Source organism: Bdellovibrio sp. 22V, from assembly GCF_030169785.1.
Lineage (GTDB): Bacteria > Bdellovibrionota > Bdellovibrionia > Bdellovibrionales > Bdellovibrionaceae > Bdellovibrio.
Map to the genome: position 1 here is coordinate 2,621,070 of NZ_CP125854.1, position 26,141 is coordinate 2,647,210.

The window sequence follows — 26,141 nt, forward strand, 5'->3', positions numbered from 1 at the left end:
CGACAAATAGTAATTTAGCAAAAGCGCAATCGTGCTTTGATTTAAAACATCTCTGTGAAAGAATAGATAATAAAGGTGGAGCGTATGATGCGAAGAATTTTATGTGTACCCGTTTTTATTTTTCTTCTCAGTTGCCAAACATCGCGAAGTATCGATGGCGTCATTCACACGAGCAAAGAGCGCAAAGACCGCGCTAGCGCGGAGGCGCTTGGCAAAGAGTATGCGATCTCCACACAAGGCATTCACGCGAGCCACGCGGCTCAAAAGATTTTTGCCATGGGCGGAAATATTATCGATGCAACCGTTGCGGCGTCTTTCGCGGTCTCTGTGGAGCGACCTCAGTCAACAGGCATCGGCGGCGGCGGCTTTATGCTTTTCCATGAAGCGAAAACAGGATCAACGTACGCCATTGATTTCCGCGAAAGGGCCCCCCTTCGCGCGACCCGAAATATGTTCATCGGGAAAGATGGCAAGGCAGACCCGCATCTCTCTCAAGATGGAATTCTCGCCGTCGGCACACCAGGCTTAGTTGCGGGCCTTTTAGAAGTCCATCAAAAGTTTGGTTCCCTGCCTTTGCAAGATGTCATGCAACCGGCGATTGATCTGGCTGAAAACGGTTTTGAGATTTATCCCGAGTTTTTCAATGCTCTTGAAAACAGAGCCGCGGTCCTCAGTAAAGATCCTTCGGCGAAAAGTATTTTCCTGGATGCGAACGGGCAAGTTCCCACAGTCGGAACAAAGCTGGTGCAAAAAGACTTGGCAAACACCTTGCGCATTATTGCCGAAAAAGGCCGCGACGGATTTTACAAGGGCTCGGTTGCTAAGGCGATTCTCAAGTTTTCCAAAGAAAAAAAAGGACTTCTTACACAAAAAGATTTCGACACTTATAAAGTACATTGGCGTAAACCTGTCATGGGAAAATTCAAAGGTTACGATGTCGCTTCCATGCCACCGCCAAGCTCCGGCGGAGTCCACGTCATTCAGTTCCTTGATTTCCTTGAAAAAGACCACTTGGCCGACGCGGGCATTCTTTCCACAAAATCCATCCATCTAGCGGCTTCCGCACTGCAATCCTCTTTTGCCGACAGAGCGACTTACCTTGGTGACCCCGATTTCGTGAAAGTGCCCGTGGACGGTCTTATTTCTCCAAAATACATTGAGAGCCGCCGTCAAGAAGTCCCGGCAGATCGTGCGCGCACGGCAAATCAAGTGAAGGCAGGACAACCTCTTCCTTATGAGTCAACCCAAACGACGCATATTTCTTTGATCGATGCGCAAGGCAATGCCATCAGCACAACCCAAACCATCAACGGCTGGATGGGTGCTGCCATTGTGGCGCCAGGCACTGGCATTGTTTTGAACAATGAGATGGACGATTTCACTGCGCAAGTAGGTGCGCAAAATCTTTTCGGGGCCGTCGGCGGAAAACCAAATGCGATCGAGCCAAAGAAAACTCCGCTGAGCAGCATGTCGCCAACGATCTTACTGCAAAACAATAAACCTGTGATGAGTGTCGGAGCTCCCGGCGGGACACGCATCATCAGCTGTGTAGCACAAACGATTCTAAATTACGTTGAATTCAAAACGTCGCTGTACGACGCGGTTACGACGGTTCGTTACCATCAACAATGGCAACCCGATGTGCTTTACATTGATCCACCAGGCCCTCGCAAAGAAGTACTCGAGCAGCTTAAACGCATGGGCTACAATATCAAAATTGAACCGGTGCCTTGTTACGTTATGGCCGTGGCCAAAGAGGGCGACAAACTTCACGGCGTCGCGGATCCCCGCGACATCGGAATCAGTCTTGCGAAGTAGAATGAAAGTGAGTGCATGAGTAACACGTATCCCACCCTGCTTTTCGGCTTTCAAAGCGTTTGGACCTTGATCAAAATTTCCGGAGGTGTGTTTGCCGCGGGTTTTTTGTTGCATCACTTCTCAGGATTTTTACGTGTGCAAATATCCTCACTCCTGGGCGATAAAGGCTTTAACGTTCTTTTTGGAATCGGCATCGTCATGCATGAAATCAGTCACGCACTCATGGCGTTTCTATTTCTGCATGAGATTATCGACATCAAGTTTTTCGATCTTAAAGCTAAAGGCGGGACACACGGGCACGTCATCAGTCGCGCCAGAAATGTTCCGATGCTATTGCAGATATGGCAAAAGATGGGTGAACTGTTTATTGGAATCGCCCCGCTTATTATCGGGCCTCTTATTTGCGCCGCCGTTTTTTACTTTTTAATTCCTGGGGGAAAGACATTTGTTCACAATCCGCGATTCTTGAACTTCCCGGCCTTCACCTGGAAATTAGCTCTGTGGTTTTATGTCACGCTTGCGATTTTCTCGCAAATGGAATTAAGCGACGCCGATCTTAAAGGAACTTGGAAAGGCTACGCATGGCTTGTCACTGTCACCTTCGGCTTGTCCCTTTTATATTATAAACTCAAACACTTCTAAAAATTTTAGTCCAAATCCGTCAACGATAACGGAAGTTCCATTTCTTGAACTTCTAACAACGGCAATGCATTTTTGTAGACGATGATTGAGAAAACCAACTGCGCACCCGAGTTAGAAGGACGTCCTGCAAAAAAGTTCTCGATACCGGCAGCCATTTGTTCGGCATCCGTTTTTTCATATTTTTTAGTGGGCACCAATAAGACAGGCATAATACTCCACTGATCTGGCAAGCCTATCGGAAACTCATAAGAAACGCGGAAGGAATACATAAGGTTGGGGCTGACACCTGCCGTTTTCGCTAGCAACAGCTCGAGCCACGCCTTCATCTCTTTCTTTTCCGGCGAATTGAGAACCGTCGTAAGTTTGATTTCCTCTTGATGTATGATCAGCGGCACAAGCGTATTCGGAAATTGCACCCATGGGCTCGCATCGTCACCATTGACGAAACGATACTGCGTGGTTACGTTTCCGTTTTTGAGAGCATGCCACTGCGGAACTTCAATAACGAGTTTGTCATTTTCGATTTTAGCAACAGGCTGTCCCAAATTTTTGGGATAGTTTTTATCAGTAACGACAGTAAAAACACCCGCCTTCTTTGAAGTGACGTTCACTGTCGTGAAGCCGTTTACTTTCATCTCAAGGGTCCTACCGTCCCAATCGCTCACCGCCGCCAACGAATTCTTGAGAGTGATAACGTACAGATCATCGGCATTTGTAAGATGATTGTCGTAAGAATACGTTTGGCTCAGAAGAACCGGTGAAACTGTTTCTTTAGCTAAGCCTACCGATCCCAGAGAGACTACGACAGCCAAAGCGCATGCGATTTGTTTTGTAAGAAAGTGTGTCATATCTTTTCGTACCTGAAATCCCGGACCAAGACAAAATAAAAAAGCCCGGTTTGTGGCCGGGCTTTAACAACAACGAACGTGGTAACTAAAACTGCTTATTTAGCATTTGCCTGCTTCGGTGGAACAAGAGCTTTACCCTCTTGCAACTGAATCAGATCAAGAAGAACATTCTCTGCTTCCTGAACATCAGGACGCTTCAAGTACTCTTCGTTTTTCTTAGCCTTACTAGCGGTCTTTTTTGCCTTATCTTTTTTATCTTTTTCGTTTTTATCTTTAAGCACTTCGCTGACACGGATTACTTTTCCGCGCGCTTTGGCTTTGTTCAATTCATCCACGATCTTTTTGAATTCGTCGTTTTTAGCAACGCGCTCTGAAGATCTTTCTTTCAATGACTTGATCCACTCTGGTTTCAACTCTTTCCACGTGCCCGGGCCTTCTTTGACATAAGCGTCTGGTGACAAGAAAGCTTCGATTGTTTTCGGAGGAAGGGAGTAATCCATGTACTTCTCACCGATATCGTCCGCGCTGAATGGGCCCGGAAGAACAACGTCCGCATCCACGCCGCGGTGTTGAGTCGATTTACCGCCTGGAATGAAGAACATCCCCACAGTCACCTTGATCGCGCCCAAGTTATTTGGAATCGGAAGAACTGACTGAACGCTGCCCTTACCGTACGTGTGGTCACCACCAACGATAACAGCACGTTTATAATCTTGAAGAGTTCCAGATACGATTTCAGATGCAGATGCGGAGATACGGCTTGTCAAAACAACAAGCGGACCCGCCCAATCAACCGCTGGATCTGTATCGCGAAGAGCGGACTCTGCACGACCTTCATTTTTAGAAGATTGTTTTACAACGTTTCCAGTTTGGAAGAACAAACCTGCGATTTTAACAGCGTCTTCCAAAGAGCCGCCGCCATTGTTCGACAAATCAAGAACAATCCCGTCAGCCTTTTTATCATTCGCTTCTTTCACAAGTTTTTTCATGTCAGCCGCAGAAGAGCGACCACCACGGCGAGAATCCGCGTAGAATGAAGGGAAGTTGATGATACCCAACTTCTTTTTCTGACCGTTGATTTCTTTATCCACGAAAATGATGGAAGCCGCTTCGTCCTCAAGATTTACTTTTTCACGAGTCAAAGCGACATCGAAACGTTTTTTACCTTCGCCCGATTTACGCAAGATCGTCAAACGAACTTTCGTACCTTTGTTACCGCGAATCTTTTTAACGACATCTTTCAAATCCATGTCGATCACGTTTTCCATAGGCCCTTTTTCCTGACCTACAGCGATGATCTTATCTTGCGGCTCAATCAAGCCTGATTTTGCAGCGGCTCCGCCCGGTACAAGTTGTTCAACAACTGTGAAACCGTCTTGCGAAGAAAGTGTCGCGCCGATGCCTTCCAAAGAAAGGCGCATTTGAATTTCGAAATCTTCAAGAACATCACGAGAAAAGAAACTCGAGTGTGGATCCAAAGCACGGGCAAAAGAATCAAGATAGCCCGAGAACAAATCGTCTTGCGTCGTCTCTTGGGTTCTTTTCACGGCTCTTTCGTAGTTTTTTACTACGTTCTTTTTCGCTTCATCCAATTTCATGTCTGTCGCCAAGTAATTGCCGATTTGGAACTGGATGTATTTTTTCAAGTACTCATTCGCTTCATTCGCGTCTTTCGGCCAAGGTTTTTTCTCTGGATCGAAAGTGAATTCAGTTTGCGCGTCGAATTTAAAATCCTTGCCCAGATATTTTTTAGCGAAGGCCGCACGGTCTTGCACTCTCTCTAACACAATCTTTTGTGTTTCATTAAGGAAGGCACAATCTCTGGCTTTTGTTTTATCAAACACATTGCCAGTGAGTTTCTTCACTTGGTCAACGTCTGCTTGAGTCAGGTAAATTTTGGAGGGATCTAATCTTTTAAGATATTGTTCAACGACACGTGTTTGTAAATCTGTATCGCGATTGGAATACTTCACGTGATTTGCCAAGAAACCTTGCTCAATCACTGTAAGGTAACGGCACTCCAACCCATCTTTGAGTTGCGCCGACGCTAGAGAAGAAACCGCTAGTGAACCAGCGACAATGAAACCTTTTACACCCTTCGAGATTAAACTCATGATGATCCTTCCGTGTCCAGCTTCCCTCGAGGAAAGCCCCTACTAATTTCCCTAGATTATCAAATAATCAGTAGAGAGCATTCTATTTATGAAGCTCGTCATAAATTAGGACGTGGTGAGGATCTTTAAGACTTTTGTCGATCTTCTTCGAAAAAAGAAAGTTGTGAGAGGTTCTCCACTTTATCGCCGCGAAGACCGCTGAGTTTTACTTCGTGTTTAATAAAACTTCCGTGCTGCGTCTCGATCATAAAGAATGACATCTCAGGGAATCTCGCCTTTAGTCGAGTCATTTCTTCCACGATCAGTTGGATGTTCTTCGGATCGTCGTCAGACATCCCGAAGCGGTGATGCGGATTGTAGCCATAAATATCAATCGCTTTTTCCACACTGGCGCGGATGGCTCTTTGCTTTAGTTCCGCTGTGCCTTCTTTGAATTCACTGTCGCCCAGTTCGATGCGTGTCTCTTTGTGACTCACAGGATAGACGCTGAGATAGTTGGGCTCCAATGGCAAAACTTTATTTTGCACGAAAACGCGAATGCCATCTTTCAAAGTTTCTGGATGATGACCACGTGCTGTGATCACCGAAAGAGGTCGCTGATTGAAGGACGCGTGATAGAAACATTCCCAAGAAGGTCCCTTCCATTGGAAGTCGGCAAAACCTAAGGCCTCAGAAACGTCTTGAACGAAGACCTGCTTTTTGCCCTGGAGTTTTTGAAGCTCATCGATATGCACGTCGCGAAAATTGCGGAACGTTCCCGTAGAGTCGCAGTAATCGATCTGGTAATCGGCGTAGAGGCCCGACTTACCGATATTGGAATGATGTTGGGCAAAATCACCGCTCGAAATTTTAATTTCACTGCGATCGTTCTTGTTAAAAAGAATCAGGGGTGTCGTCAGAAAAGCAATATTGTCGTCGAAATCAAAAAAATAAAAACTGCGCCCACCGAGATGAAAGTTTCTATCTTTCTCCGGTGCGCGATTGATTCCTAACTCCAACTGTCCCTTCAGGGGACTGTTGCTCATAAACACTCCACATCCTGCGCTGTTCGCGCGAAATTCGTGGAGCAAATTTAGCAAAGAATCCCCCCTCCGGAAAGAGGGCTGAACAATTTTCCCGTCAAGATTGTGTTTGTCTACTAGTTTGACACTTCGCCTTCGTCAGCTGCTTCAGAAGACTCTAATTCCTCTACTGGAACCTTTAAAACTGGTTCGGCGCCCTTCTTTACGGCAGGGCTTGGCGATGGAGTCGGCTCTGGGCGACGGCTTTTAACGTCCCACTGCTCTCGACATCCTTTCAGGGTATTTTCAGAGATGCTACCACCTTTAGACTGCATCGCAGAGATCGCGCAATCCACCACTTCCGGTGCATCATCTCCGCAGAGTTTTTCCGCCTGAGCAGAAGTGATTGAAAGAGAACGCGCACGCACCGTCGACATACATTGGCTCTTCGTTTGCTCTTGAGCCCACGAAGGCAACGGCAAAGACATCAGTAGAATAAAGTACAAGAATCGCATAGTCCCCTCACGAAAAAGCCCCCGTTTTCAGGAGGCTTTGTTTTATTTTTTAGACTTACGAGTAACCACTTTCTTGACACCCAGAGCGGCAGCTTTTTCTTTCGCTGTCTCGGCTTTCTTTAAGGATTTTTTCGGAGCCGCCGCTTTCGGCGCGCCCTTCGCTTTTCCTTTGGCTTTCGTGCCACCTTTTTCATTAATCAAAGCGACCGCTTGTTCCAAAGTCACTGTATCCGGCGTTGTGCCTTCAGGAAGCGATACATTCACCTTACCGCTCTTGATATAAGGACCGTAAGGTCCATTATAAACCTGAATGGCATCGCCCGAATCAGGATGAGTCCCCAACTCCTTCAGAGGAGCCGCGCGACCGCGTCCCTTCTTCGGCTGACTGAGCATTTCCAAAGCTCTTTCAAGAGTGATCGTAAAGATACTCTCACCCTTTGGAATAGAACGATAATCGCCATCGTGAACAATGAACGGTCCGAAGCGCCCCAAACCCGCTTTGATTTCTTTGCCCGTGCCCGGATGCTTACCCAACGTCTTCGGCAAAGCCAAAAGATCCAAAGCCATTTTCAAATCGACCTGCTCTGGCTGAGTGCCCGGAGGCAATGAAGCTCGTTTCGGTTTGTCATCTTCCGGAGTCACATCACCCAACTGCACGTAAGGCCCATAACGACCGTTCAAAACATACACTGGAAGATCTGTCGTCGGATCCACGCCCAAAGCATCAGCACCATTGATCTTTTGATCGATCAGTTTTTCAGCGATCTCCGGAGTGATATCCGCCGGAGATTCATTGTCTGGCAAAGAAGCACTGACATCCGCGCCGTCTCTTGTCGTTGTGACGTAAGCGCCATAACGACCGACGTGGAATTTATATTTATCCATTCCTTCCAAAGTCATCGTACGAGCTTCATCAGGATTGATTTTTTCACCTTGATCATCCACGCGCGCTTTTAAACCTTTCGGTCCTTTGTAAATCGACGCGAGATATTTTTCCCAATCCAAATCACCGTCCGCGATGTTATCGAGGCTTTGCTCCATCTCGGAAGTGAAACCCAAATCGACATACTCGGAAAGATATTGGCTAAGAAGTTTTGAAACAATCATCGCCGTAAACGTCGGCACCAAGGCCGTCCCATTTTTACGAACGTAACCACGATCGATAATTGTACCGATAACGGAAGCGTACGTTGACGGACGACCGATACCTTCTTTTTCCATCGTTTGCACAAGACTCGCCTCTGTATAACGAGCTGGTGGTTTTGTTTCGTGAGACGTTGGATCTAGTTTTCCGCACTTCACGGCGTCTTTCACTTTCAACGCCGGCAAACGCACTTCACGTTCTGCCAAATCAGCTTCTGGATCATCACTGCCTTCGACATAGGCGCGCAAGAAACCCGGGAACTCAATTGTCATCCCCGAAGCACCGAACAACGCCTCACCCACTGTGATCTTTGCACTGACTTGTTTCTGACGAGCATCCACCATTTGTGAGGCAATTGTGCGCTTCCAAATCAAATCGTAAAGACGGAATTGCGTGCCTGTCAGACCCGTTTCATCCGGATCCATGAACTGATTTCCCGCAGGACGAATCGCCTCATGGGCCTCTTGAGCCCCTTTTACTTTTTTCGCAGCGTAATTGCGCGGCTGCGGAGTCAAATACTCTTTACCGTACTTGCTCTGAATACAATCGCGAGACGCATTGATCGCTTCGTTAGAAAGGAAGGTCGAGTCCGTACGCATATAGGTGATGAAACCTTGCTCGTACAACTTCTGAGCGACTTGCATTGTCTCTCGCGAACTCAAACCCAATTTACGGTTGGCTTCCTGTTGCAATGTCGAAGTGATAAAGGGAGGTGCTGGTTTTCTAAATGTCGGTTTTTCTTCAACATCAGAAACAGTCCATGCGCCCGATTTCAAATCGGCTGCAAGTTTTGCCGCCGTTTTTTCATCAAGGACAAGAACATCCTTACCTGCTGTAAGCTGCCCCGTCAGACCATCGAAGTCTTTACCCGTCGCGACTCTTTGATTTTTGTACTGCTGTAAACGTGATTCAAAGTTAACGCCGTCTTTGGAAAGCTCCGCAAGAACTCCCCAATAAGAAGACTTTTTGAAACGAATACGCTCGAGTTCTCTTTCTACAATCAAACGCACAGCTACGGACTGCACGCGGCCTGCTGAAAGGCCGTAAGCGACTTTCTTCCACAACAAGGGAGAAATCGTATAACCCACCAAACGATCGAGGATACGACGCGCCTCTTGCGCACGCACAAGATTCAAATCAATTTCACGCGTGTCTTTCAACGCTTTTTGAATCGCGTCTTTCGTGATCTCGTGGAAAACCATTCGCTTTGTCGGCACTTTTGGTTTTAGAACTTCAAGCAAATGCCAGCTGATAGACTCCCCTTCGCGGTCTTCATCGGTCGCGAGGTATAGCTCTGAGGCTTCATCGAGTTTATCTTTCAGATTTTTTACAACTTTGGTTTTGTCTTTTGGAACGCAGTAAAGAGGCTCGAAGTTTTTATCAACATTCACGCCCAATTGCGCCCATTTCTCTTTTTTTACTTTTTCAGGAATATCTTTCGCGGATTGCGGAAGATCGCGGATGTGTCCCATGCAGGACTCCACCACATAATCTTTTCCGAGGAACTTACGAATCGTCTTGGCCTTTGTGGGAGACTCCACAACGACAAGCTTGATTCCCTCTGATGCGTCACTTTTTTTGGCCATGATCGTTCCTTGACTAAAGACCAGCGCGTAGCCAGTACTATATATATAGACAAAAAATGAAGGTACTTACGCAAAGGTGCAAGTCTAATTTTTGACAACCCACACCAAAGGTACCCGCTTCCCTCCGTGGGAAAAAGGTACCAGGTACCTTTTTCCCTTGGTACTTTGAGGTATGCAAGACGTTACTAAGTTTTCTCAACGCTTAAGTTTTCTTCTGACTGACATCGACGACACACTCACGGATGAAGGCCATTTAGGTCCTGAAGCTTATGAAGCTCTGTGGAGTTTGCACCGCGCCGGAGTCCACGTGATTCCAGTAACAGGTCGTCCCGCAGGATGGTGCGAAATGATCGCACGCATGTGGCCCGTCAGCGGCATCGTTGGAGAAAACGGCGGATTTTATTTCCGCTATCACAATCGCAAGATGCACCGTCATTTCTTTTTTGACGAAAAAACCCAAAAAGAAAACCGCGCAAAACTTCAGCAACTGGAAAAAGAAATCCTGCAGAAAGTTCCCGGTTGTGATTTGGCAAGCGATCAGTTTTGCCGCTTGATGGATCTCGCGATTGATTTTTGTGAAGACGTCCCTGCTTTACCCCGCAGTGAAGTGCAAAAGATTGTCGACATCTTTCAATCGCACGGTGCTCAAGCAAAGGTCAGTTCAATTCATGTGAACGGATGGTTCGGCAGTTACGACAAACTCACAATGTCTTTGCGTTTTTTAGAAAAAGAATTCGGCGTGAATGCCGAAGATGCAAAAAAGGTGTGCGGCTTTAGTGGAGATTCTCCAAATGATGAGCCGATGTTTGCTTACTTCCCTCACAGTTTTGCTGTTGCGAATATTCAAAACTTTATCGATCAGATTAAAAACAAACCTACATATGTGACAAAGGCCCGTGGCGGTTTAGGGTTTACCGAAATTGCCGCTGCGATTTTGAAAAAATAGCAATTGTTCGCACAAGTCTTTGTAGCGAACATTCTACTCTCAGAAGAAAAGCAGCATCGTTGCTCGCAGCTTCGTATTGAGACTGCGGATATTTACATAATAAACGAAAAACACGCTGTAAGTTTATTGAACCGAACAATGATCAGTCATTCTTATGTTATCTCGAATCTAGTGAAAACCTTTTGAACACTTAGTTTTTCAAAACTGTCGGAAGCGTGAACAGGGCGAAATTTATTTTTTCCACCCGGTTTTTATTTTGAAAATTTAGAACTAACCTGAATTTGGATCTCAATGAGGAGGGAACCACATGAACAAACAGGTTATCGTTTCAGCATTGTTAGCGATTGGGTTTCTTGCAGGATGCAATAATAACTTAACTCCACTAAGCGCAACGAACGACAGTTCTTCGCAAGAAGCCGCTTCAACAGCTCCGGCAGTGAATAACTCTGAAGCGCAAAAAATGCTTCATAATATCGAAGCCGCATTGAAAGAACATTCCGTTGATAATAACGTCGCTGCCAAAATCACAAATCAAAAGCTGCCTTCCGGATTGATGCTAGATAGTTCTCAGATCAATATGATCCTTGGGATGGCGGGTTCCGCTTTAAATGGAGCCGGTCTTGGCAACAGCAATGATCTGAGCGCCATTATTCCTGTTCTTATTGGTGGTGCCACCCAAGGCGCGGGGAATATCGGACTACCAAGTTCACAGCTTAGTGACTTGCTAGGAGTTATTGGCAATGGATCTCTAAGTTCGATTCTCAATTCAGCATCAGGCACAGGTAGCGGTCTTCCGACAGGTTTAATTCAAACTTTGACGGGATCATTGTTTCAGAACCTTCCTCTTGCAGGAGTGACCTCCGGAAACATTTCACAAGTTGCTGGTTCGCTGATGAGTTCATTGACTGGCAACCTTGGCAATACGGGGCTGGGTGGAGCAGATCTTTCAAGTATCATTCAAAGTATTTCATCGGGTGCAACACTGGGGATCGGCAAATCAGGCTTTAATTCCTCACTCCTGAGTAGTATTCTTGGACAAATTGGCATAGGTTCTGTGACTGGAATTTCGGGAATCAATCTTCCTGGCGGTATGAATACCTCAATGCTGCAAACATTGTTGAGTGCCTTCACTTCAGGGTCTAACTTCGGTTTAGGGCAGCTCGCAGGCTCACAAGTTATCAACAACTCCATGATCTCAACCCTTCTTGGCAGTTTGACTCAAGGTCAATCGGCAGCTCTTCCTTCCACGGGAATGAATTCGTCACAACAACAAATGATGATGATGTTCATGCAAATGCTTCTAGCGAATTTAGGTAAACGCTAAGATGAAAAAAAAGCACTGACCACAATCGCAGTCAGTGCTTTTTTAGCAAATCTCCAGAAAAACTTTTAAGCTCCCGCGAAACTCAAAGACTTCACAAGAACATCCGGGCAGATCATCGAGCTGCCTGGCTTGTTGTACTCATTGCCGAGGTCTTCAATATCGCGAAGGAGATCAAGGACATTCCCGGACATAACAAATTGATCAATAGCTCCAACAAGTTTTCCATTTTCGTAAAGGAAACCTTCTGCCGGCATTGAAAAATCACCTGTGGATTCCTTAAAACCCGCATGCAAACCGCCCGAGAACTCCGTCAAAAACACAACCTTCGGGTGCGACTGCAAAAGATCCTGCAAAGATTTTGTACCTTTCGCCACCACCAAGTTCGTCGCGGCAATAGCCTGTTGAGAAGCCGGGCTGCGACGCGCATGAGAAGTATGCGGCAAATTCATTTTTTGCGCGTATTCCAAATTGGTCAGGAAGTTTTTCAAAACGCCATTCTCAAACAGAACCGTTTTTTGTGAGGCAGCTCCCTCGTCATCAAACGGACGAACCGCAGTCCCACGAAGCTCGAAAGGATCATCGAGAAGTTGAAACTTCTGACTTGCAATTTTTTGTCCTAATTTTCCTTTGAACAAGGACTTACCCTCATCCACTTCCTTGGCAGAAAAGTAAGAGTGAATCATCTGAAGAATCATAGGAAACTGATCACGGTCGATCACCACAGCATAGTTCCCCGTCGCGAGCTTTTGTGCTCCTAAGCGGGACACGGCTTTGCGCACACCTTCTGTTGTCACTTCTTCAGGATTGATCTCTTTGAAGTTGCGGGCGAAGAAACCTTCACCGCCCATCTTCGAAGATTCACCTTCTTTCGCCAATGGATAAGCGTAACCGGAAAAATAACTTTGTTTAAATTCTTGATCCAATCCTTCCGAGTTCAACACACGTTTAAAACTGGTTGTTTCGCTAAAGCCGGAATAAGGCACGGCCTGAATGCGCGCGTCTTTTTCCAGACATTGTTCCTCAAGAAGGCGTGCAACTTCCAATTTCTTATCCATCGCAATATCTTCAGGATTGAAAAGATTCCGCATCGCTTGCACGGTTTGTGGTTTCTGCAAAGGCACATTATGACTGCCCTCTTTTTGCACCGTCTTCGCATTATTCAGAGCCTCACGATAAGTGCGCAATAAAGACTCATCAGAAAGATTCTCGGTGTAAGCGTAACCTTGGTTCGCTCCCAAAATCACGCGAAGGCCCGCCATTTGTGATTGCGTAGACTCGAAGGATTCCAATTTTTTCTTAGAGTAACCGATGCTCAAGCTTTCCCCACCGGAAAGAAGCATTTCGACTTTGGCACCGTCTTTACGAGCTTGCTCTGCGATTTTTTCAAAATTGTTTTTGATCGAATCCATTATTTTGCTCTCCCGCCGACCATAAGACTTGAAACAAGAATTTGCGGCTGCCCTACGGCTGCAGGAATGCTGCCGCTGACGGAGCCGCACATGCCGCGCGCCAACTTCAAATCGTTAGACACTTTCGTGATTTTTCCGAGCGTATCGATACCGCGACCGATAAGGCAGGCGCCTTTCACAGCCTCTTCAATACGACCTTTGCGAATAATGTAGGCTTCGCCAACTTGGAAGTTATAGTCGCCAGTACCTGGATTCACAGAACCACCGCCCATTTTTTTCGCGTAAAGACCGTAATCCACATCACGAATCATTTCTTCAAATGTGTCTTTTCCTGCCGCGATGTAAGTGTTTCTCATACGCGATGCCGGAGCATATTTGTAAGACTGACGACGACCGCTGCCCGTCGCTTCATATCCTGTCTGGCGCGATCCCATTTCATCCACGATGTAAGATTTCAAAACGCCGTTTTCGATCAATGTCGTTTTCTTTGTTCTGTTTCCTTCGTCGTCGATATTGAGAGAACCCCACCCGTTTTCAATTGTTCCGTCATCAATTGCCGTCACACTTTCGTGGGCGATCTTCTGGCCCATCTTGCCACAGAAGACGGAAGCGTCTTTTGCCACGCTTGTTGTTTCTAAACCGTGACCACAAGCTTCGTGGAAGATAACTCCACCGAAAGCATTATCAATCACCACAGGCATTTCTCCCGCCGGAGCATATGCCGCTGTCGTCAACATCACCGCACGGTCGACAGCTTGTTCCGCTAATGATTTCAGATCGATTTGATCATAAACCTCGGAAGTTCCCATGTGGCCTTCATCCTCACTCGCACTTTCTTTAACTCCGTCTTTTTCTACGAAGGTTTGCATCCGAATGCGTGAATACGCGCGTTCGTCATAAGCCATAAGGCCGCGAGAGTTCGCAATTTGCACTCTCTGGAATTTTTCATTCAGTCCCGCCTCAACTTGGGTCACCGAAGAGTGACGAGCGCGCGAGTGCTGATCAATAGCGTTCAACCATTGAAACTTGCGGTTACGATCCATCTCCCATGGCTTTTCACCATAAGTATGAATCGTATCGAACGGAACCTGCATCAAAGGCATAGATTTTTTTGAAGCACCCGTACCGCGACTTTGTGCTGCATTAAGAGCCGCTTTCACCAAGCCTGTTTCGGTTAGGTCATTCGTCGTCACATAAACAATCTCGTGCCCGAAAAACAAACGAATGCCCGCGCCATAAAGTTGGCCGACAATAGCTTGTTCTGGTTTGGAGTTGAGAACTGAAAGTTGAGAAGAATAAGTGTCCTCGAGAAAGATATCAGCGAAGTCAGCCCCGGTGCTCAAAGCCGCATCGAGTGCCTTCGTCAAAATATGAGGTTGAACGATCATAAGACCTCCTTGATCCAAAAAGAATATCGCGAAAGCCAAGACCCCTAAAAGCAAATTCGACAGGAGCTACGCCGAAGACCACAAGTATTACCATTTGATCCCTGGTCCCGAAAGCACCACATTCCTGGACCTACCCCTTGGGAAAAATCCTTGGGAATCCTTTCGTCACCCAACAAAAAGCAAACAAATTATAATTGATTTACAAAACCAGACTTAAACATGAATTTTTCCTTCCGATTTAAACGATCATGAAAACAACGGCACGTTTATTAATTTTTATAGGATTGTTATCACTTTTCACCGCCTGCGGTGAAGAGCCTGGAGTGGTAGCCCTGCCTTCCACTGATGAACCTCTAAATGATGGCGTGGTCGATGGAACTCCATTATATCTCAAACTTGGTTTGAGCTGGGAAGGCACAGACGGAAAAACAATTGAGCGAATCGGCAATTGCTCAATTCCCAATCTTGCCCCCATTGGACATCTGGAAGAATGCACAATTAGTATACCCGAACTAAAATTATACTATAGTGATGTTCATTTTAACGTGGGCACGCTCGCTGACAACTCCTGTGCTCACATAAACTTTTCGCCTTATTATTATCTTCGCTCTACTGATGCCGCTTATCTGCCTCCGGGAGAGACTAGTACAGTAGATTGTTCGCCAACTCAAAAACCTGCGAAATGTTATGGAGGAGCCGCAACCAATATTGCGCCAGACTTTCCTAAAAATGTGGGGGTCTATTTTCTTCCGTCATTGAATCCGAGTGCGATCTTTACTTTGAAGTCGGAGAACGCTACTCGACTGTACGGTGGAGCAAGAGTGAATTATTTAGCTTCAAATAGTTTAACCAAGGCATCGCAATCGGTTGCCGAACCCCCTGGCCTTAAAGAAAGAGCGGGAGGGGCTTTTAACTGGGTTAACTATACGTTTACATGCAGAGATATTTGGGCAAAACCACTTTATACGATTGAGCTGACGATAACTGAAGAAAATAAAGAACTGGATGAATTCGACGACTGGGATTAGAAACTAAAAAAGCGCATAAAACAAAAAACCCACACTCTCGTGTGGGTTTTTTTTATTTCTGCTTTCAGAAAAATCTTACTTGCGGATTTTTGCTTTGATCATGCGTTTTTTAGTCGCGATTCTTTTTTTCTTGTGGCGGATGCCTTTTCTAGATTTGCCTTTTGCTGCCATGTTAATCTCCTTCTAAAAATCTTAGTTTACTTCTTATTAGTTGGAACGTTCATCAAAGCCGCAAACGGATTGTTAAACGGATTTGCAGGTTTCGCTGGAGGACCTGAAGGACGTTGATCACGTCCGCCACCGCCGTGAGGACGGTTGCCGCCAGAAGGTCTTGGACCACCACCACGTTGATCAGCGCGCTTCTCACCACGAGGAGCCGACGCTTCGGGAGCGTCATCCATCTTCATAGTCAAAGAGATCTGATTTTTCACTGTGTCTACTTTAAGAACTTTCACAGTGACGTGATCGCCCGGGTTAACAACTTTACGAGGATCATCCACGAACTTGTGAGACAAAGCGGAAATGTGCACAAGACCGTCTTGGTGAACGCCGATATCCACGAACGCACCGAAATTAGTGACGTTCGTAACGATACCAGGGCAGATCATACCTTCTTGAAGGTCTTTGACTTCCATGATGTCATCGCGGAATTGGAAAACCTTGAACGGATCACGCGGATCGCGACCTGGTTTTTCAAGTTCTTTCACGATGTCGTCGAATGTAAATTCACCGACAAGTTGAGCCCACTTCGTTCTTTGCGCCAAAAGTTTCTTCGCGCCTTCACCGATGATTTCAGAAACGGACGCGTTGATATCTTTCGCCATATCCAAAACTGCTTGGTAGCGCTCTGGATGGATGCCCGTTGAATCCAAAACTTGTTTCCCGTTTGGAATTCTCAAGAAACCCGCTGCCTGTTCGAAAACTTTGGCAGAGAACTTAGGAACTTTCAAAAGCTCCGCGCGATCTGTGAACAAGGCTTTCTTACGAGCTTCCACGATCCCTTTCGCAAGGGCAGGACCGATACCAGCTACGTGTGACAACAACGCCGCAGAAGCTGTATTCACGTCAACACCCACGTTATTCACGCAAGATTCAACCACTGCTTCCAAGGATTTTTTCAATTGAGACTGGTTCACGTCGTGTTGGTATTGTCCAACGCCGATAGATTTAGGATCGACCTTCACAAGCTCCGCCAATGGGTCTTGCAAACGACGCGCGATCGAGATCGCACCTTTCACAGTCACATCAAGATCCGGGAACTCTTCACGAGCCACTTCAGACGCCGAGTAAACGGAAGCGCCGGACTCAGAAACCATCACAACTGGAATGTTCTTGCCAAGATCTTTCAAAACTTTACGCAAGAAAGACTCAGTCTCGCGGCCCGCAGTTCCATTACCGACAGCGATCGCTTCGATCTGGATTTGTTTCAAAACGTCACCGAACAAAGCTTTCGCTTTTTTCTCGGCATCGTCACCCAAAGTGTAAAGAACTGTGTGGGAAATGAAAGCGCCTGATTTATCGATCAAAGCGACTTTACAACCCGTTCGCAAACCAGGGTCGACACCCAAAACGCATTTTGGTCCGTAAGGAGAAGCCAACAAAAGCTTACGCACGTTCTCAGCAAAAACTGTGATCGCGTCTTGATCAGCTTTTTCCTTCAATACACGGTGCACTTCGTTCACAACAGACGGAAGAACGTAAACGTTCAAAGCCAAACGAGCACATTGTTTCAAGTAATCGCCAATCGCATTGTCTGGAGTCGAAGTTGCGAATTTTTCGTAAGACTTCAAGATGTCTTCATCGTCGCCTTTAACGTCAACAGACAATTCTTCTTCTTGCCAGCCACGTCGCATCGCCAAGTAGCGGTGATTGTTTTTCGCGTCCATGAGATTTTTAACAGGCTCTTCAAACTCTTTGTACATGTCGTACTTGGAATTTGGTTTAAAGCCCTTGGCTGCCTTCGCAATCACGCGACCTTTTTCATTGTAGTTTTTCGCAACCATCGCACGAAGATCGGCATCATTGGCGATTTTCTCGACGATGATGTCTTGAGCGCCTTTAAGCGCTTCTTCGTATGTTTGGATTTTCGCTGCAGGGTTGAGGAAGTTTTTCGCCTTCATCTCCATTGTCTGATCGTCTTTGATCAAACCATGGCCCATTTCCCAAATCCAATTTGCCAAAGGTTCGAGACCCGCTTCGCGCGCAATCGTCGCTTTGGTTTTTTTCTTTTTCTTGAATGGCTTGTAGATTTCTTCCAACTCGCCCAAATCCCAAGAAAGCTCAATACGCTTTTGGATTTCGGCCGTGAGGTTGTTTTGCTCCCCGATCTCTTTGATCAAGAAAGCTTTACGCTTCACGATTTCGTTGTAAGTTTCGAAACCTTCGATAACGCCGCGAATTTGAACTTCGTCCAAATTGCCGGTTTTCTCTTTACGGTAACGAGCGATGAAAGGAACTGTCGCACCTTCGGCCGCAAGTTCAATCACAGCTTGTGCTGATTTTGCGGGAACTGTTGGGACAATACGAGCCAAATAACTCTGAAGAGCCTGATCCATAGAACCTCTAGATTTATTGGAATTATTAGAAATTAAATCTTTATTTGTGACGGAACATGATCAGACCATGAGTAGGATCGTAAGGAGAAACCCCTACGCTCACACGGTCGCCCACAACCACACGAATATTAAAACGTCTCATTTTTCCGCAAAGTTTTGCGTTAATGATCGCCTTATTTTCGAGTTCGATCTTGTAAAGACCCCCAGCAAGGGCGTCGATCACTTTTCCGTCAATTTGTACTAAATCGTCTTTTGCCATGCAGGTAAATTAGTAGGTCAGATTGCAGCGCCTTGCAATAACTTTCTGCGCTACCAGTTTATGACAACTTTCTGTTGCTGATCAGCATTCGCTTTCCATCTTCAAAAAGCACTTCCAAGCGATCGTATTCATTCGAGAGAATGAAACCCCATCCAAAGATCTTGTGCTGGATCGGAGTTTTCGCCTCAAACTGCCCAGAAATTGAGTAAGGCTGAGCTTTCATCGCTTTATACTTCTCATGAAGATCGTGCCATTTTGCCTGGTCTTCAGACATGCTGGACTTATCAACTTTAGCTTTTTTCTCTTTTTTCGGAGCCTCAGACACCACTTCAAGAGCTGGAGCTGCTTGAGCTGATTTGGCTTTTTTCTCGACCTTTTCAGCTTTCGGTGGAGGAGCTGCTTTTTTCTCAGGAGCTTTTGCCGCTGGTTTTTCAGCTTTAACCGGTTTTTCAACCTTCGCCGCTTTTGCTGGTTTTACTTCCTTTGCAGGAGGCGCTTTCACAGCTTTTGCCGCAGGCTTCGCTGTTTTCGCTGATGATTTTGCGGGAGCAGCTTTCGCTGCCTTCGCTTTTGCCGCAGGTGCTTCCTTTTTTGCAGCCTTTTTTGCCATCTCAGTTCCTCTCTGAAATTACAAGGTGAGAAAGAATCAAAAAGTGTTTATTAAGCAGACTTATACTATCACCCAGTGTCTTGACATCAAAAAAATAATAGGAAAGTGTTAGCGCGAGGCATCACTATGATTACAGCTGAAGTTATTAAAGATCTTAACTCGTCCGATCTCTCTTTCGTGTCCGGTGCTCTGCAATCTGTGGCGACGAAGGTTCTGCCGCCCGATTCCTGCGACAAAGAAAGTTTGGTTTTTGTCTCAAAGCCCGAGCAATTGGAACAAGCCCTCAAGGCGCAAGCTCCTATTATTGTCGCGCATAAGGCACTGCAAACTCCCTCCGACAGCAGATCGACTTTCTTTAGCACAGGCTCAATCCAACTGAGCATGGCCGCCATCCTGCCACTTTTTGACGGCAAGATGAATCGCTTCAATCAAGAAACAAAGATTCACCCGTCTGCCTTCATCCATGAAAGCGCGCACCTTGGCAAGAATGTCAGCGTAGGACCTTTCGTCGTGATTGGTGAGCACGCAAAAATCGGCGAGGGCGCGACCATCGGAGCCCACACCGTCATCGAATGTTACGCGGAAGTAGGCGATCATTCGATCCTGCACCCGCAAGTTTTCATCGGAGCTCATTGCACTTTAGGCTCTCACTGTGAAATTCACCCGCACACGACTATCGGCGCGGACGGTTTTTCTTTTGCGATGACTCGTGAGGGAACTCACAAAAAGATTCCGCAAATCGGTCGCGTGGTGATTGGCAACAACGTCGAGCTTGGCGCTAACTGCGCCGTCGACAGAGCCGCCTTGACGGAAACTAAAATCGGCAACGGAACGAAGATGGACAACTTCTGCCACATCGCTCACAACGTTGTTATCGGCGAAAACTGCGTGATGGCGGCCGGATTTAAAATCGCGGGCTCAAGCACGATTGGCAACAATTGTATGTTCGGTGGAGATGCCGCAGTTTCAGACCACGTTCACATCACAGATCGCGTTGTTGTTGCGGGACGCTCCGGTGTCACCAACGACATCCTACAATCGGGCCAATACGGCGGCTATCCATTGGAGCCTCTGCGCGACGCCCTCAAAACTTTAGCTAATAAAACACAACTCACTCGCATGAGAAAAGACCTGGCTCGCGTCATTAAGCACTTGGGCCTTAAAGAAGAATAGGGAGAAACAGCATGTCTTATCAATTTTATAAAGTCCTACATCTTATCGGCTTTATGCTTTTGTTCTTTGGATTCGGCGGCATCCTTTTGTCAGCTTATTCCAAAACAGAGCTTAAAAAACCAGCGCGCATCATGGGCATGGTCACTCATGGACTGGGTCTCTTGATCATTCTTGTGAGTGGTTTTGGTATGGCTGCTCGCTTGGGTCTTGTGTCAGGTCTACCTGCTTGGGTTCAAGCAAAGATCGGTATCTGGGTTCTTTTGGGAGTTGCAATTTCTTTGGTGAAAAGAAAAGGATACATCGGTTGGCCCGTGGCAATCCTTCTTTGGGGTCTCGGCACATCGGCTGCGTTCATTGCGGTAAATAAACCTTTCTAGTCCTCACGAAAAATTCTGGCTTATATTCGAGATGGCGGCAGAAATGTCGCCATTCGTATTTTACCGGAACAGTATTGCTCATCGGATTTCCCGCCTTCATTGACTGTTTCATGAAGTTTTAAGATTCATAGCGCGAAACTTAAATGAACCACTGAAACCGAAAGGAAATCTTTATGAAATCTCTTCTTGTATCTATGTCTTTGTTGCTTGCTGCTCCAGCTTTCGCAAACTGCGTAAGCGAAATGATGGCAGGTGCAGCTCAAGGTAACCGCGAAGAAGCTGTTCGCATGTGCCGCAAAGCTCAATCTACTTGCAACGTTTCTGAAATCATCAAAAACAACCACGGCATCAACTACGCTGACGCTATGGCATTGTGCTCTCGTAAATTGGAATCAAATGCAAAATTGATCGAGTGCATGGCTCGCGGTTACAACTACTCTACTTGCCAACAACAAAACTAATCCGTTGCGCTCGTAAGAATGAAAAAGCCTTGGCATTTAACCAGGGCTTTTTTTTAGAAGCGCGCTAGAAGAGTCGTTTGAAAAGTCTTTTCCATCCGCTCGACAGTTTCGGCGGGCGAGTCTTGAAACATGGCTAAATAAGAAATCTTCAGCGCAAAAACCTGATTGAACATCATCGTGACAAAGGCTTCTCCGTTCGCCTGCCAATTCGTGTCTGAACTTACAATCGGTAGATACTCAAGCCAGATTCCCCACGCGACATTCCGATTTTCAGTATTTTGCAAATACGCCGTGTACAAGCGAACAAGACTGTCATAACTCGACGGCTCCAAAATATAAAACACGTGAGAATACCGATACCCCACTTCACCGGCCCAGCTTGTGTCGTCATTTCTGATAAAATAATATCGCAAGCCTATATCGGTCGAGTCTCTCTGAAAGAAGCCGGCAAACCGATCGCCTTCATATTTGTATCCTGCGAAAATACCCCAGCGATTTGTCAGTTCGAAGTCATACCTGAGTCCCGTCGACCAATTTCTGGAACTCTCCACTCCGTCATCTTGAGACTGAATGTAGCGACCATAGAGCGAGTAGCGATTTTTTTCCTGAAGATACGAGGCGACTCCCCGCACGGAGTAGTTTTCAACTTCGGCATTGCCACGAATATGAATGATCCCGCCCTCGAGTTCCGCCGCGAAAGGACGGGTTTCCGTCGGAATAATTTCTTGAGCAAAAGCGGAACTCGACAACAACAATCCAAGAATGAATGCAGCTCTCTTTTTCATACAACCTCTTAAGAGGCCATGTTGCTACGAAACGAAAGGGAACTTGATATGTCTTTTGTCTTAATCACAAATGGCGAGCGGCATTGATATTCGCCACTTCTTTGCGAAGTTTGTCATAGTGCGAGCCTTCCCAATATATCTTGTGGCAAGAGGAACACTCGTAAAACGTGTCAAACAAACGAAACGTATTTTCGTCGACAATGTTTTTAACGGCGGTTTTTTCAATCAGTCGAAGCACTCCATTGCACTCTAAACATCGTGTCAGAGGATTTTTTCCCGCCAGCGGAAATGCCTTGAGCACTTCGACCAACTGACTCTTCGGAATATCCGAGCGCACCAGAAATGCTTTTCCTTCCGGTATACTCTGATAAAACAATCGGTCTTGAGTTAATATGATGCGACCCTCTTGAGTCGCATATAGAAGAATTTCCTGGTCGCTCGATGACATGAGCGAGACGGAATCAACTCCCATGATCCTTAGACGCCTCAACAAGCCTAATAGATTTTCATCGACCAGAAATCGCGGCTCCATCAAATTGAGGATAGCCGCTTTTCTAAGTTTATTGGACTTTTTGTTCCGGAACTTTATCCGTCACATCACAGGAAACACTATGTGTCCCTTGTCTGATTCGCACCCAGGTGGCGTCTTTGGCGGAAAACTCCGCAGAACTTTCAACAGAGCCCACCATGAGGTTTTGCAAAACCAAAACAGAGCCCGGCACCTTCAGATCATCTTCAAACAAAAGCTGATATTGAATTTTCAGATTTTCATCACCAAACTGAATTTGCGCAAAACGCCCGATGCTGTCTTCAATAATCAATGTCATCAGCGGCTGAGAAACTTCTTTTACTTGTTTCTCTTCCACATACAAACGACAAGAAACATGTTTATAAGAAAGTACCGGCATTGCCGCAAAACTCACCCCAGGAATTGCAAAAAATAAAGCTACAATAAGAGTTTTCACAATCACTCCTGTCACTAAAACATACTATACTTTAGGAAACGACATTCGATATTGCCGTTGAACACAAAGTGCTTACGAGTCGATTTCAATTTCAAATCCGCGATCAGCTCTTTGTTGCCGGAAAGAATCCATGCATCCCAACCTTTGAATCTGTGCTTCAAAGTGAAACCAAGATCGCGATACACGTCACGGAGATTATCTTCATCACCGATACGCGCTCCGTAAGGAGGATTCACGATGATAAGGCCTTTTTCCACAGGAGGCTCTACAGTCGATACGGCTTCTTTTCTGAATTCAATGACGTCGTCCACGCCGGCACGTTTCGCATTTTCTTTGGCGTTGATAAGAACGCGGCGGTCGATATCGTAGCCATAGAACTTAAATGGAAGCTCTTCTTTTTCCGCATCCATCGCTTCTTGAACGACTTTTTCCCAAGTATCTTCCTCGTAAGTCAGCCAGTTTTGGAAACCGAATTTCTTTCTGTTGATACCAGGAGCGATATTCATCGCCATCATCGCGGCTTCAATCAAGAACGTTCCAGAACCACACATAAAATCCACGATCGGCGTTTGCTGATCCCACTCAGAAAGCTTGATCAAACCCGCTGCCAAGTTTTCTTTCAACGGAGCTTCGCCCACTTCTTTACGATAACCGCGCTTAAACAAGCTATCGCCAGAAGTATCCACGGCAACATTGAATTGATTTTTGATCGCGCGAACATGGATGCGCAAAGAAGGATTTTCGTTATCAACGTCAGGACGTACACCAAATTTTTCGCGGAATTGATCGACGATAGCGTCTTTCACTTTCATCGCAACAAAACGTTGATCACGCATTTTTGAATCCGTGATGCTCGCATCAATCGAAATCGTTTGAGTCGGTTTAATATATTTAGTGAAGTCGTGACGAAGAATTTGATTGTACAGCTCTTCAGGCTGATACGCCGTGAAATCCAAAACAGGTTTCAAAATACGGCTGGCCAAGCGCGAGTGAAGATTGGCTTTATAACAACCTTCCCAATTGCTCTCAAAGAATACTCCACCGATATAACGATCGGTTACTTTGAGTCCGAGATCTTTGATTTCTTGTTCTAGGGCTTCGACGAGGCCGCGAGGCGCGGAGGCAAAAAACTGAGGCATGAGACTGGGTCCTTTCTGTGGTTCAGAAAGCCCAGTCCCTCGCTGAGCTTTCTATGTTTCGCGATACTGTGGTCCACCGCCCCCTTCAGGAACGGTCCACTCGATGTTTTCGAATGGGCACTTAATATCACAAGTTTTACAGTGAATACAGTTCGTATAATTGATTTGTAAGTCCTTCTTACCTGGTTCTTTTGTAGACGGTACCATCTCGTATACGTTGGCCGGGCAGAAATGATTACATGGTGATTTGTACTGAGGCTCACATACCGTACGGCAGATATCCCCGTCCTTTAGGATCAAATGGTTCGGAGAATCCTCGTCATGCATTGTCCCGGTCAAATACACGCTGGAAAGCTTATCAAAGAAGAGCTCCCCGTCAGGTTTCGGCAATTTGTTGTCTTCATGGTCCAAACCATAAGGCCCCCAAACGTCGACCACCTTTTCCGTTGTATCGGCGTCGATATGTTCGATTTTCATGAAATCATGAAGACCGCGACCGCCAGTGATCTCTTGCAAAGCGATCAACGGCATAGAGGCAAACATACCTTTGCTCAAAGTTTGGTGGAAGTTACGAACGCGGTACAAGTCATCCTTGATGTAAGAGCCATGAACCTTTTGCTCATAAGACTTCGTTGTCGCCTCTGTGAAGTCCCCGCCTTTCATAAGGCCTTCCATCACAGTTTCAGCAGCTTGCATGCCTGACTTCATCGCCAAGTGGATACCCTTAAGTTTTTGCACGTCGACCATGCTGGCAGAGTCACCACAAACCATGAAACCATCGCCGTAAAGCTTCGGCATAGAATACCAACCGCCGGCAGGAAGAGTTTTTCCTCCATAAGCGACAACTTTTCCGCCCTTCAACATGCTTTGCAAGAACGGATGAGTTTTCAACTTCTGCAATTCACGGTGTGGATCCAACAAGGGATCGTTCGTATCAAGGTAAGCCACAAGACCCACGATGATTTTGTCACCCGGAAGAGTATAGATGAAAGTTCCACCGATAGACTTAGAAAGAGGGAAACCCAAAGTGTGAATCACTTGGCCCGCTTCCACGGTGCCCGGAGGCATTTGGATCACTTCCTTCACGCCTTCTTCAAAAACCTCAGGGTTTTTGCCCGCGCGAAGATCTAATTTCTTTTCTACTTGTCGGAAAAGAGAGCCGCGTGTTCCTTCCGCAAAGATCACCACTTTTGATTTCAAAATCAAACCAGGCTCAAAGTTCGCCTTAGGCTTTCCGTTTTTATCACGGCCCTTATCGCCCGTGCGTACGCCAACAATTTTGTCGCCTTCATACAAGGCTTCGACAGCGGCAAAACCCGGGAAGATATTGATTCCCTTCTCTTCACACTTCGTCGCCAACCAGCGGTTAAACTTGCTCAAAGAGATGATATAGTTGCCTTCGTTGTGAAACGGAGGAGGCGTAATAGGAAGTTTGAAAGAGAAATCAGAACCCAAATAGTAAACGGCGTCTTTCTTCACTTCAGAATCCAGAGGGCAGCCCTCTTCTTTGAAGTTAGGGATAAGCTCGCCCAATGCTTTTGGATTTAACACGGCTCCTGAAAAGCTGTGCGCGCCGATCTCAGAAGCTTTTTCCAGAACAACGATCATTTGATCAGGAATTTGTTCGCCCTGCTTGCGACCTGCAGAAACGTCTTCGTTGTGTTTTTGAATTTGATTTTGCAAATGAAGAGCTGCGGAAAGACCGGCAGCACCACCGCCCACGATAAGAACGTCTACGTCCATCGTTTCGCGTGTTACACCTTCTGGTAGTTCGTTATAAACTGACATGTTGTTCTCCAAAAAACTTATTCTTCAACCGGCTCGTCTTTGATTTCAGCTTGAGGTGCCACTTTGCGAACAGGTGTCGTCACCTGCGCTTGCACTTTCAAGTCTTCCTCATCGCGTCCGCCAGGATAAAGGCGCTTCTTCGCCTTCTGTGCGATTTCGGCTTCTTTGGCTTCATCGTACTGCGGATTTGCCGCAGACTCTTGCGCCAAGGCTTTAAAACCACTGACAGAGAATAGCAGAATAAAAACAAAGAATACTCGGATCAT

At 46.3% G+C, this 26,141-nt stretch carries 24 protein-coding genes; 8 read left to right on the forward strand and 16 right to left on the reverse strand.

The features are described from left to right. Window positions 1-84 precede the first annotated feature (84 nt). A complete protein-coding gene (gene ggt, locus QJS83_RS12700; protein WP_284605291.1) occupies window positions 85-1,818 on the forward strand; it encodes a gamma-glutamyltransferase in 1,734 nt (577 codons plus the stop codon). A gap of 15 nt (window positions 1,819-1,833) precedes the next feature. After that, window positions 1,834-2,460, forward strand: coding sequence for a hypothetical protein (locus tag QJS83_RS12705; protein ID WP_284605293.1), 627 nt, complete (start codon window positions 1,834-1,836; stop codon window positions 2,458-2,460). A gap of 5 nt (window positions 2,461-2,465) precedes the next feature. On the opposite strand, the gene QJS83_RS12710 is transcribed toward QJS83_RS12705, so the two are convergent. The 5 genes from QJS83_RS12710 to topA all read right to left on the reverse strand — a co-directional run bounded on the left by QJS83_RS12710 (window position 2,466) and on the right by topA (window position 9,668). Then, window positions 2,466-3,308 carry a hypothetical protein gene (locus QJS83_RS12710; protein ID WP_284605294.1) on the reverse strand — a complete coding sequence of 281 codons (843 nt, stop codon included), beginning with the start codon at window positions 3,306-3,308 and terminating at the stop codon, window positions 2,466-2,468. 95 nt (window positions 3,309-3,403) lie between these two features. After that, window positions 3,404-5,422 carry a S41 family peptidase gene (locus QJS83_RS12715; protein ID WP_284605295.1) on the reverse strand — a complete coding sequence of 673 codons (2,019 nt, stop codon included), beginning with the start codon at window positions 5,420-5,422 and terminating at the stop codon, window positions 3,404-3,406. 125 nt (window positions 5,423-5,547) lie between these two features. Further along, complete coding sequence (locus QJS83_RS12720) at window positions 5,548-6,447, reverse strand: hypothetical protein (RefSeq protein ID WP_284605296.1); 900 nt, start codon at window positions 6,445-6,447, stop codon at window positions 5,548-5,550. A 113-nt stretch (window positions 6,448-6,560) separates the two neighbouring features. Next, complete coding sequence (locus tag QJS83_RS12725; RefSeq protein ID WP_284605297.1) at window positions 6,561-6,938, reverse strand: hypothetical protein; 378 nt, start codon at window positions 6,936-6,938, stop codon at window positions 6,561-6,563. 42 nt (window positions 6,939-6,980) lie between these two features. Further along, window positions 6,981-9,668 carry a type I DNA topoisomerase gene (gene topA / locus QJS83_RS12730; protein ID WP_284605298.1) on the reverse strand — a complete coding sequence of 896 codons (2,688 nt, stop codon included), beginning with the start codon at window positions 9,666-9,668 and terminating at the stop codon, window positions 6,981-6,983. 172 nt (window positions 9,669-9,840) lie between these two features. On the opposite strand from topA, the gene QJS83_RS12735 reads away from it, so the two are divergent. Then, on the forward strand, window positions 9,841-10,614 hold the full coding sequence (locus tag QJS83_RS12735; protein WP_284605300.1) for an HAD family hydrolase: 774 nt from the start codon (window positions 9,841-9,843) through the stop codon (window positions 10,612-10,614). 307 nt (window positions 10,615-10,921) lie between these two features. Continuing rightward, complete coding sequence (locus QJS83_RS12740; RefSeq protein ID WP_284605301.1) at window positions 10,922-11,938, forward strand: hypothetical protein; 1,017 nt, start codon at window positions 10,922-10,924, stop codon at window positions 11,936-11,938. A 65-nt stretch (window positions 11,939-12,003) separates the two neighbouring features. Here QJS83_RS12740 and QJS83_RS12745 read toward each other — a convergent pair whose 3' ends face one another. Both QJS83_RS12745 and QJS83_RS12750 read right to left on the reverse strand, forming a co-directional pair. Beyond that, the gene (locus tag QJS83_RS12745) at window positions 12,004-13,347 is read right to left on the reverse strand and encodes a TldD/PmbA family protein (RefSeq protein WP_284605303.1); all 1,344 of its coding nucleotides are present in this window, start codon (window positions 13,345-13,347) and stop codon (window positions 12,004-12,006) included. Next, window positions 13,347-14,735 (reverse strand): TldD/PmbA family protein, encoded by a 1,389-nt coding sequence (locus QJS83_RS12750; protein ID WP_284605304.1) that lies wholly within the window; start codon window positions 14,733-14,735, stop codon window positions 13,347-13,349. Before QJS83_RS12750 ends, QJS83_RS12745 begins: the two co-directional genes overlap by 1 nt. Window positions 14,736-14,983: 248 nt before the next feature. Here QJS83_RS12750 and QJS83_RS12755 point away from each other — a divergent pair, with 248 nt between their 5' ends. Beyond that, window positions 14,984-15,763 carry a hypothetical protein gene (locus QJS83_RS12755; protein ID WP_284605305.1) on the forward strand — a complete coding sequence of 260 codons (780 nt, stop codon included), beginning with the start codon at window positions 14,984-14,986 and terminating at the stop codon, window positions 15,761-15,763. A gap of 197 nt (window positions 15,764-15,960) precedes the next feature. Here QJS83_RS12755 and QJS83_RS12760 read toward each other — a convergent pair whose 3' ends face one another. Genes QJS83_RS12760 through QJS83_RS12770 form a run of 3 tightly spaced genes read right to left on the reverse strand, consistent with a single transcriptional unit; the run spans window position 15,961 to window position 19,187 of the window. Further along, window positions 15,961-18,318 carry a helix-hairpin-helix domain-containing protein gene (locus QJS83_RS12760; RefSeq protein WP_284605306.1) on the reverse strand — a complete coding sequence of 786 codons (2,358 nt, stop codon included), beginning with the start codon at window positions 18,316-18,318 and terminating at the stop codon, window positions 15,961-15,963. Window positions 18,319-18,358: 40 nt separating this feature from the next. Next, window positions 18,359-18,577, reverse strand: a complete 219-nt coding sequence (infA, locus tag QJS83_RS12765; RefSeq protein WP_088616707.1) for a translation initiation factor IF-1 — start codon at window positions 18,575-18,577, stop codon at window positions 18,359-18,361. Between the two features lie 58 nt (window positions 18,578-18,635). Further along, complete coding sequence (locus QJS83_RS12770) at window positions 18,636-19,187, reverse strand: hypothetical protein (protein ID WP_284605307.1); 552 nt, start codon at window positions 19,185-19,187, stop codon at window positions 18,636-18,638. A gap of 126 nt (window positions 19,188-19,313) precedes the next feature. On the opposite strand from QJS83_RS12770, the gene lpxD reads away from it, so the two are divergent. The 3 genes from lpxD (at window position 19,314) to QJS83_RS12785 (ending at window position 21,198) form a co-directional block, all read left to right on the forward strand. Then, window positions 19,314-20,360: a UDP-3-O-(3-hydroxymyristoyl)glucosamine N-acyltransferase gene (lpxD, locus tag QJS83_RS12775; protein WP_284605308.1), complete on the forward strand. Its 1,047-nt coding sequence runs from the start codon at window positions 19,314-19,316 to the stop codon at window positions 20,358-20,360. Window positions 20,361-20,371: 11 nt separating this feature from the next. Beyond that, window positions 20,372-20,737, forward strand: a complete 366-nt coding sequence (locus QJS83_RS12780) for a hypothetical protein (protein WP_284605309.1) — start codon at window positions 20,372-20,374, stop codon at window positions 20,735-20,737. Between the two features lie 173 nt (window positions 20,738-20,910). Then, window positions 20,911-21,198, forward strand: coding sequence for a hypothetical protein (locus tag QJS83_RS12785; protein WP_284605310.1), 288 nt, complete (start codon window positions 20,911-20,913; stop codon window positions 21,196-21,198). A 53-nt stretch (window positions 21,199-21,251) separates the two neighbouring features. Here QJS83_RS12785 and QJS83_RS12790 read toward each other — a convergent pair whose 3' ends face one another. From QJS83_RS12790 to QJS83_RS12815, 6 genes are all read right to left on the reverse strand, one after another. Then, the gene (locus QJS83_RS12790; protein WP_284605312.1) at window positions 21,252-21,983 is read right to left on the reverse strand and encodes a DUF481 domain-containing protein; all 732 of its coding nucleotides are present in this window, start codon (window positions 21,981-21,983) and stop codon (window positions 21,252-21,254) included. A gap of 64 nt (window positions 21,984-22,047) precedes the next feature. Next, window positions 22,048-22,515, reverse strand: a complete 468-nt coding sequence (locus QJS83_RS12795) for a DUF5615 family PIN-like protein (protein ID WP_284605313.1) — start codon at window positions 22,513-22,515, stop codon at window positions 22,048-22,050. Window positions 22,516-22,543: 28 nt separating this feature from the next. Beyond that, the gene (locus QJS83_RS12800; protein ID WP_284605314.1) at window positions 22,544-22,948 is read right to left on the reverse strand and encodes a hypothetical protein; all 405 of its coding nucleotides are present in this window, start codon (window positions 22,946-22,948) and stop codon (window positions 22,544-22,546) included. A 14-nt stretch (window positions 22,949-22,962) separates the two neighbouring features. Then, on the reverse strand, window positions 22,963-24,087 hold the full coding sequence (locus QJS83_RS12805) for a THUMP domain-containing class I SAM-dependent RNA methyltransferase (RefSeq protein ID WP_284605315.1): 1,125 nt from the start codon (window positions 24,085-24,087) through the stop codon (window positions 22,963-22,965). A 51-nt stretch (window positions 24,088-24,138) separates the two neighbouring features. Continuing rightward, window positions 24,139-25,875 (reverse strand): electron transfer flavoprotein-ubiquinone oxidoreductase, encoded by a 1,737-nt coding sequence (locus QJS83_RS12810; RefSeq protein ID WP_284605316.1) that lies wholly within the window; start codon window positions 25,873-25,875, stop codon window positions 24,139-24,141. 17 nt (window positions 25,876-25,892) lie between these two features. Further along, entirely contained in the window at window positions 25,893-26,141 is a 249-nt protein-coding gene (locus tag QJS83_RS12815) for a hypothetical protein (protein WP_284605317.1), read from the reverse strand.

Coding starts and splice junctions, on each gene's coding strand:
- QJS83_RS12745 (WP_284605303.1), bottom strand. CDS start 13,347: ATGGATTCGATCAAAAACAATTTTGAAAAAATCGCAGAGCAAGCTCGT.
- QJS83_RS12790 (WP_284605312.1), bottom strand. CDS start 21,983: ATGAAAAAGAGAGCTGCATTCATTCTTGGATTGTTGTTGTCGAGTTCC.
- QJS83_RS12715 (WP_284605295.1), bottom strand. CDS start 5,422: ATGAGTTTAATCTCGAAGGGTGTAAAAGGTTTCATTGTCGCTGGTTCA.
- QJS83_RS12805 (WP_284605315.1), bottom strand. CDS start 24,087: ATGCCTCAGTTTTTTGCCTCCGCGCCTCGCGGCCTCGTCGAAGCCCTA.
- QJS83_RS12710 (WP_284605294.1), bottom strand. CDS start 3,308: ATGACACACTTTCTTACAAAACAAATCGCATGCGCTTTGGCTGTCGTA.
- QJS83_RS12795 (WP_284605313.1), bottom strand. CDS start 22,515: ATGGAGCCGCGATTTCTGGTCGATGAAAATCTATTAGGCTTGTTGAGG.
- ggt (WP_284605291.1), top strand. CDS start 85: ATGATGCGAAGAATTTTATGTGTACCCGTTTTTATTTTTCTTCTCAGT.
- QJS83_RS12720 (WP_284605296.1), bottom strand. CDS start 6,447: ATGAGCAACAGTCCCCTGAAGGGACAGTTGGAGTTAGGAATCAATCGC.
- QJS83_RS12735 (WP_284605300.1), top strand. CDS start 9,841: ATGCAAGACGTTACTAAGTTTTCTCAACGCTTAAGTTTTCTTCTGACT.
- QJS83_RS12705 (WP_284605293.1), top strand. CDS start 1,834: ATGAGTAACACGTATCCCACCCTGCTTTTCGGCTTTCAAAGCGTTTGG.
- QJS83_RS12815 (WP_284605317.1), bottom strand. CDS start 26,141: ATGATCCGAGTATTCTTTGTTTTTATTCTGCTATTCTCTGTCAGTGGT.
- QJS83_RS12740 (WP_284605301.1), top strand. CDS start 10,922: ATGAACAAACAGGTTATCGTTTCAGCATTGTTAGCGATTGGGTTTCTT.
- topA (WP_284605298.1), bottom strand. CDS start 9,668: ATGGCCAAAAAAAGTGACGCATCAGAGGGAATCAAGCTTGTCGTTGTG.
- lpxD (WP_284605308.1), top strand. CDS start 19,314: ATGATTACAGCTGAAGTTATTAAAGATCTTAACTCGTCCGATCTCTCT.
- QJS83_RS12755 (WP_284605305.1), top strand. CDS start 14,984: ATGAAAACAACGGCACGTTTATTAATTTTTATAGGATTGTTATCACTT.
- QJS83_RS12785 (WP_284605310.1), top strand. CDS start 20,911: ATGAAATCTCTTCTTGTATCTATGTCTTTGTTGCTTGCTGCTCCAGCT.
- QJS83_RS12810 (WP_284605316.1), bottom strand. CDS start 25,875: ATGTCAGTTTATAACGAACTACCAGAAGGTGTAACACGCGAAACGATG.
- QJS83_RS12725 (WP_284605297.1), bottom strand. CDS start 6,938: ATGCGATTCTTGTACTTTATTCTACTGATGTCTTTGCCGTTGCCTTCG.
- QJS83_RS12750 (WP_284605304.1), bottom strand. CDS start 14,735: ATGATCGTTCAACCTCATATTTTGACGAAGGCACTCGATGCGGCTTTG.
- QJS83_RS12770 (WP_284605307.1), bottom strand. CDS start 19,187: ATGGCAAAAAAGGCTGCAAAAAAGGAAGCACCTGCGGCAAAAGCGAAG.
- QJS83_RS12760 (WP_284605306.1), bottom strand. CDS start 18,318: ATGGATCAGGCTCTTCAGAGTTATTTGGCTCGTATTGTCCCAACAGTT.
- infA (WP_088616707.1), bottom strand. CDS start 18,577: ATGGCAAAAGACGATTTAGTACAAATTGACGGAAAAGTGATCGACGCC.
- QJS83_RS12780 (WP_284605309.1), top strand. CDS start 20,372: ATGTCTTATCAATTTTATAAAGTCCTACATCTTATCGGCTTTATGCTT.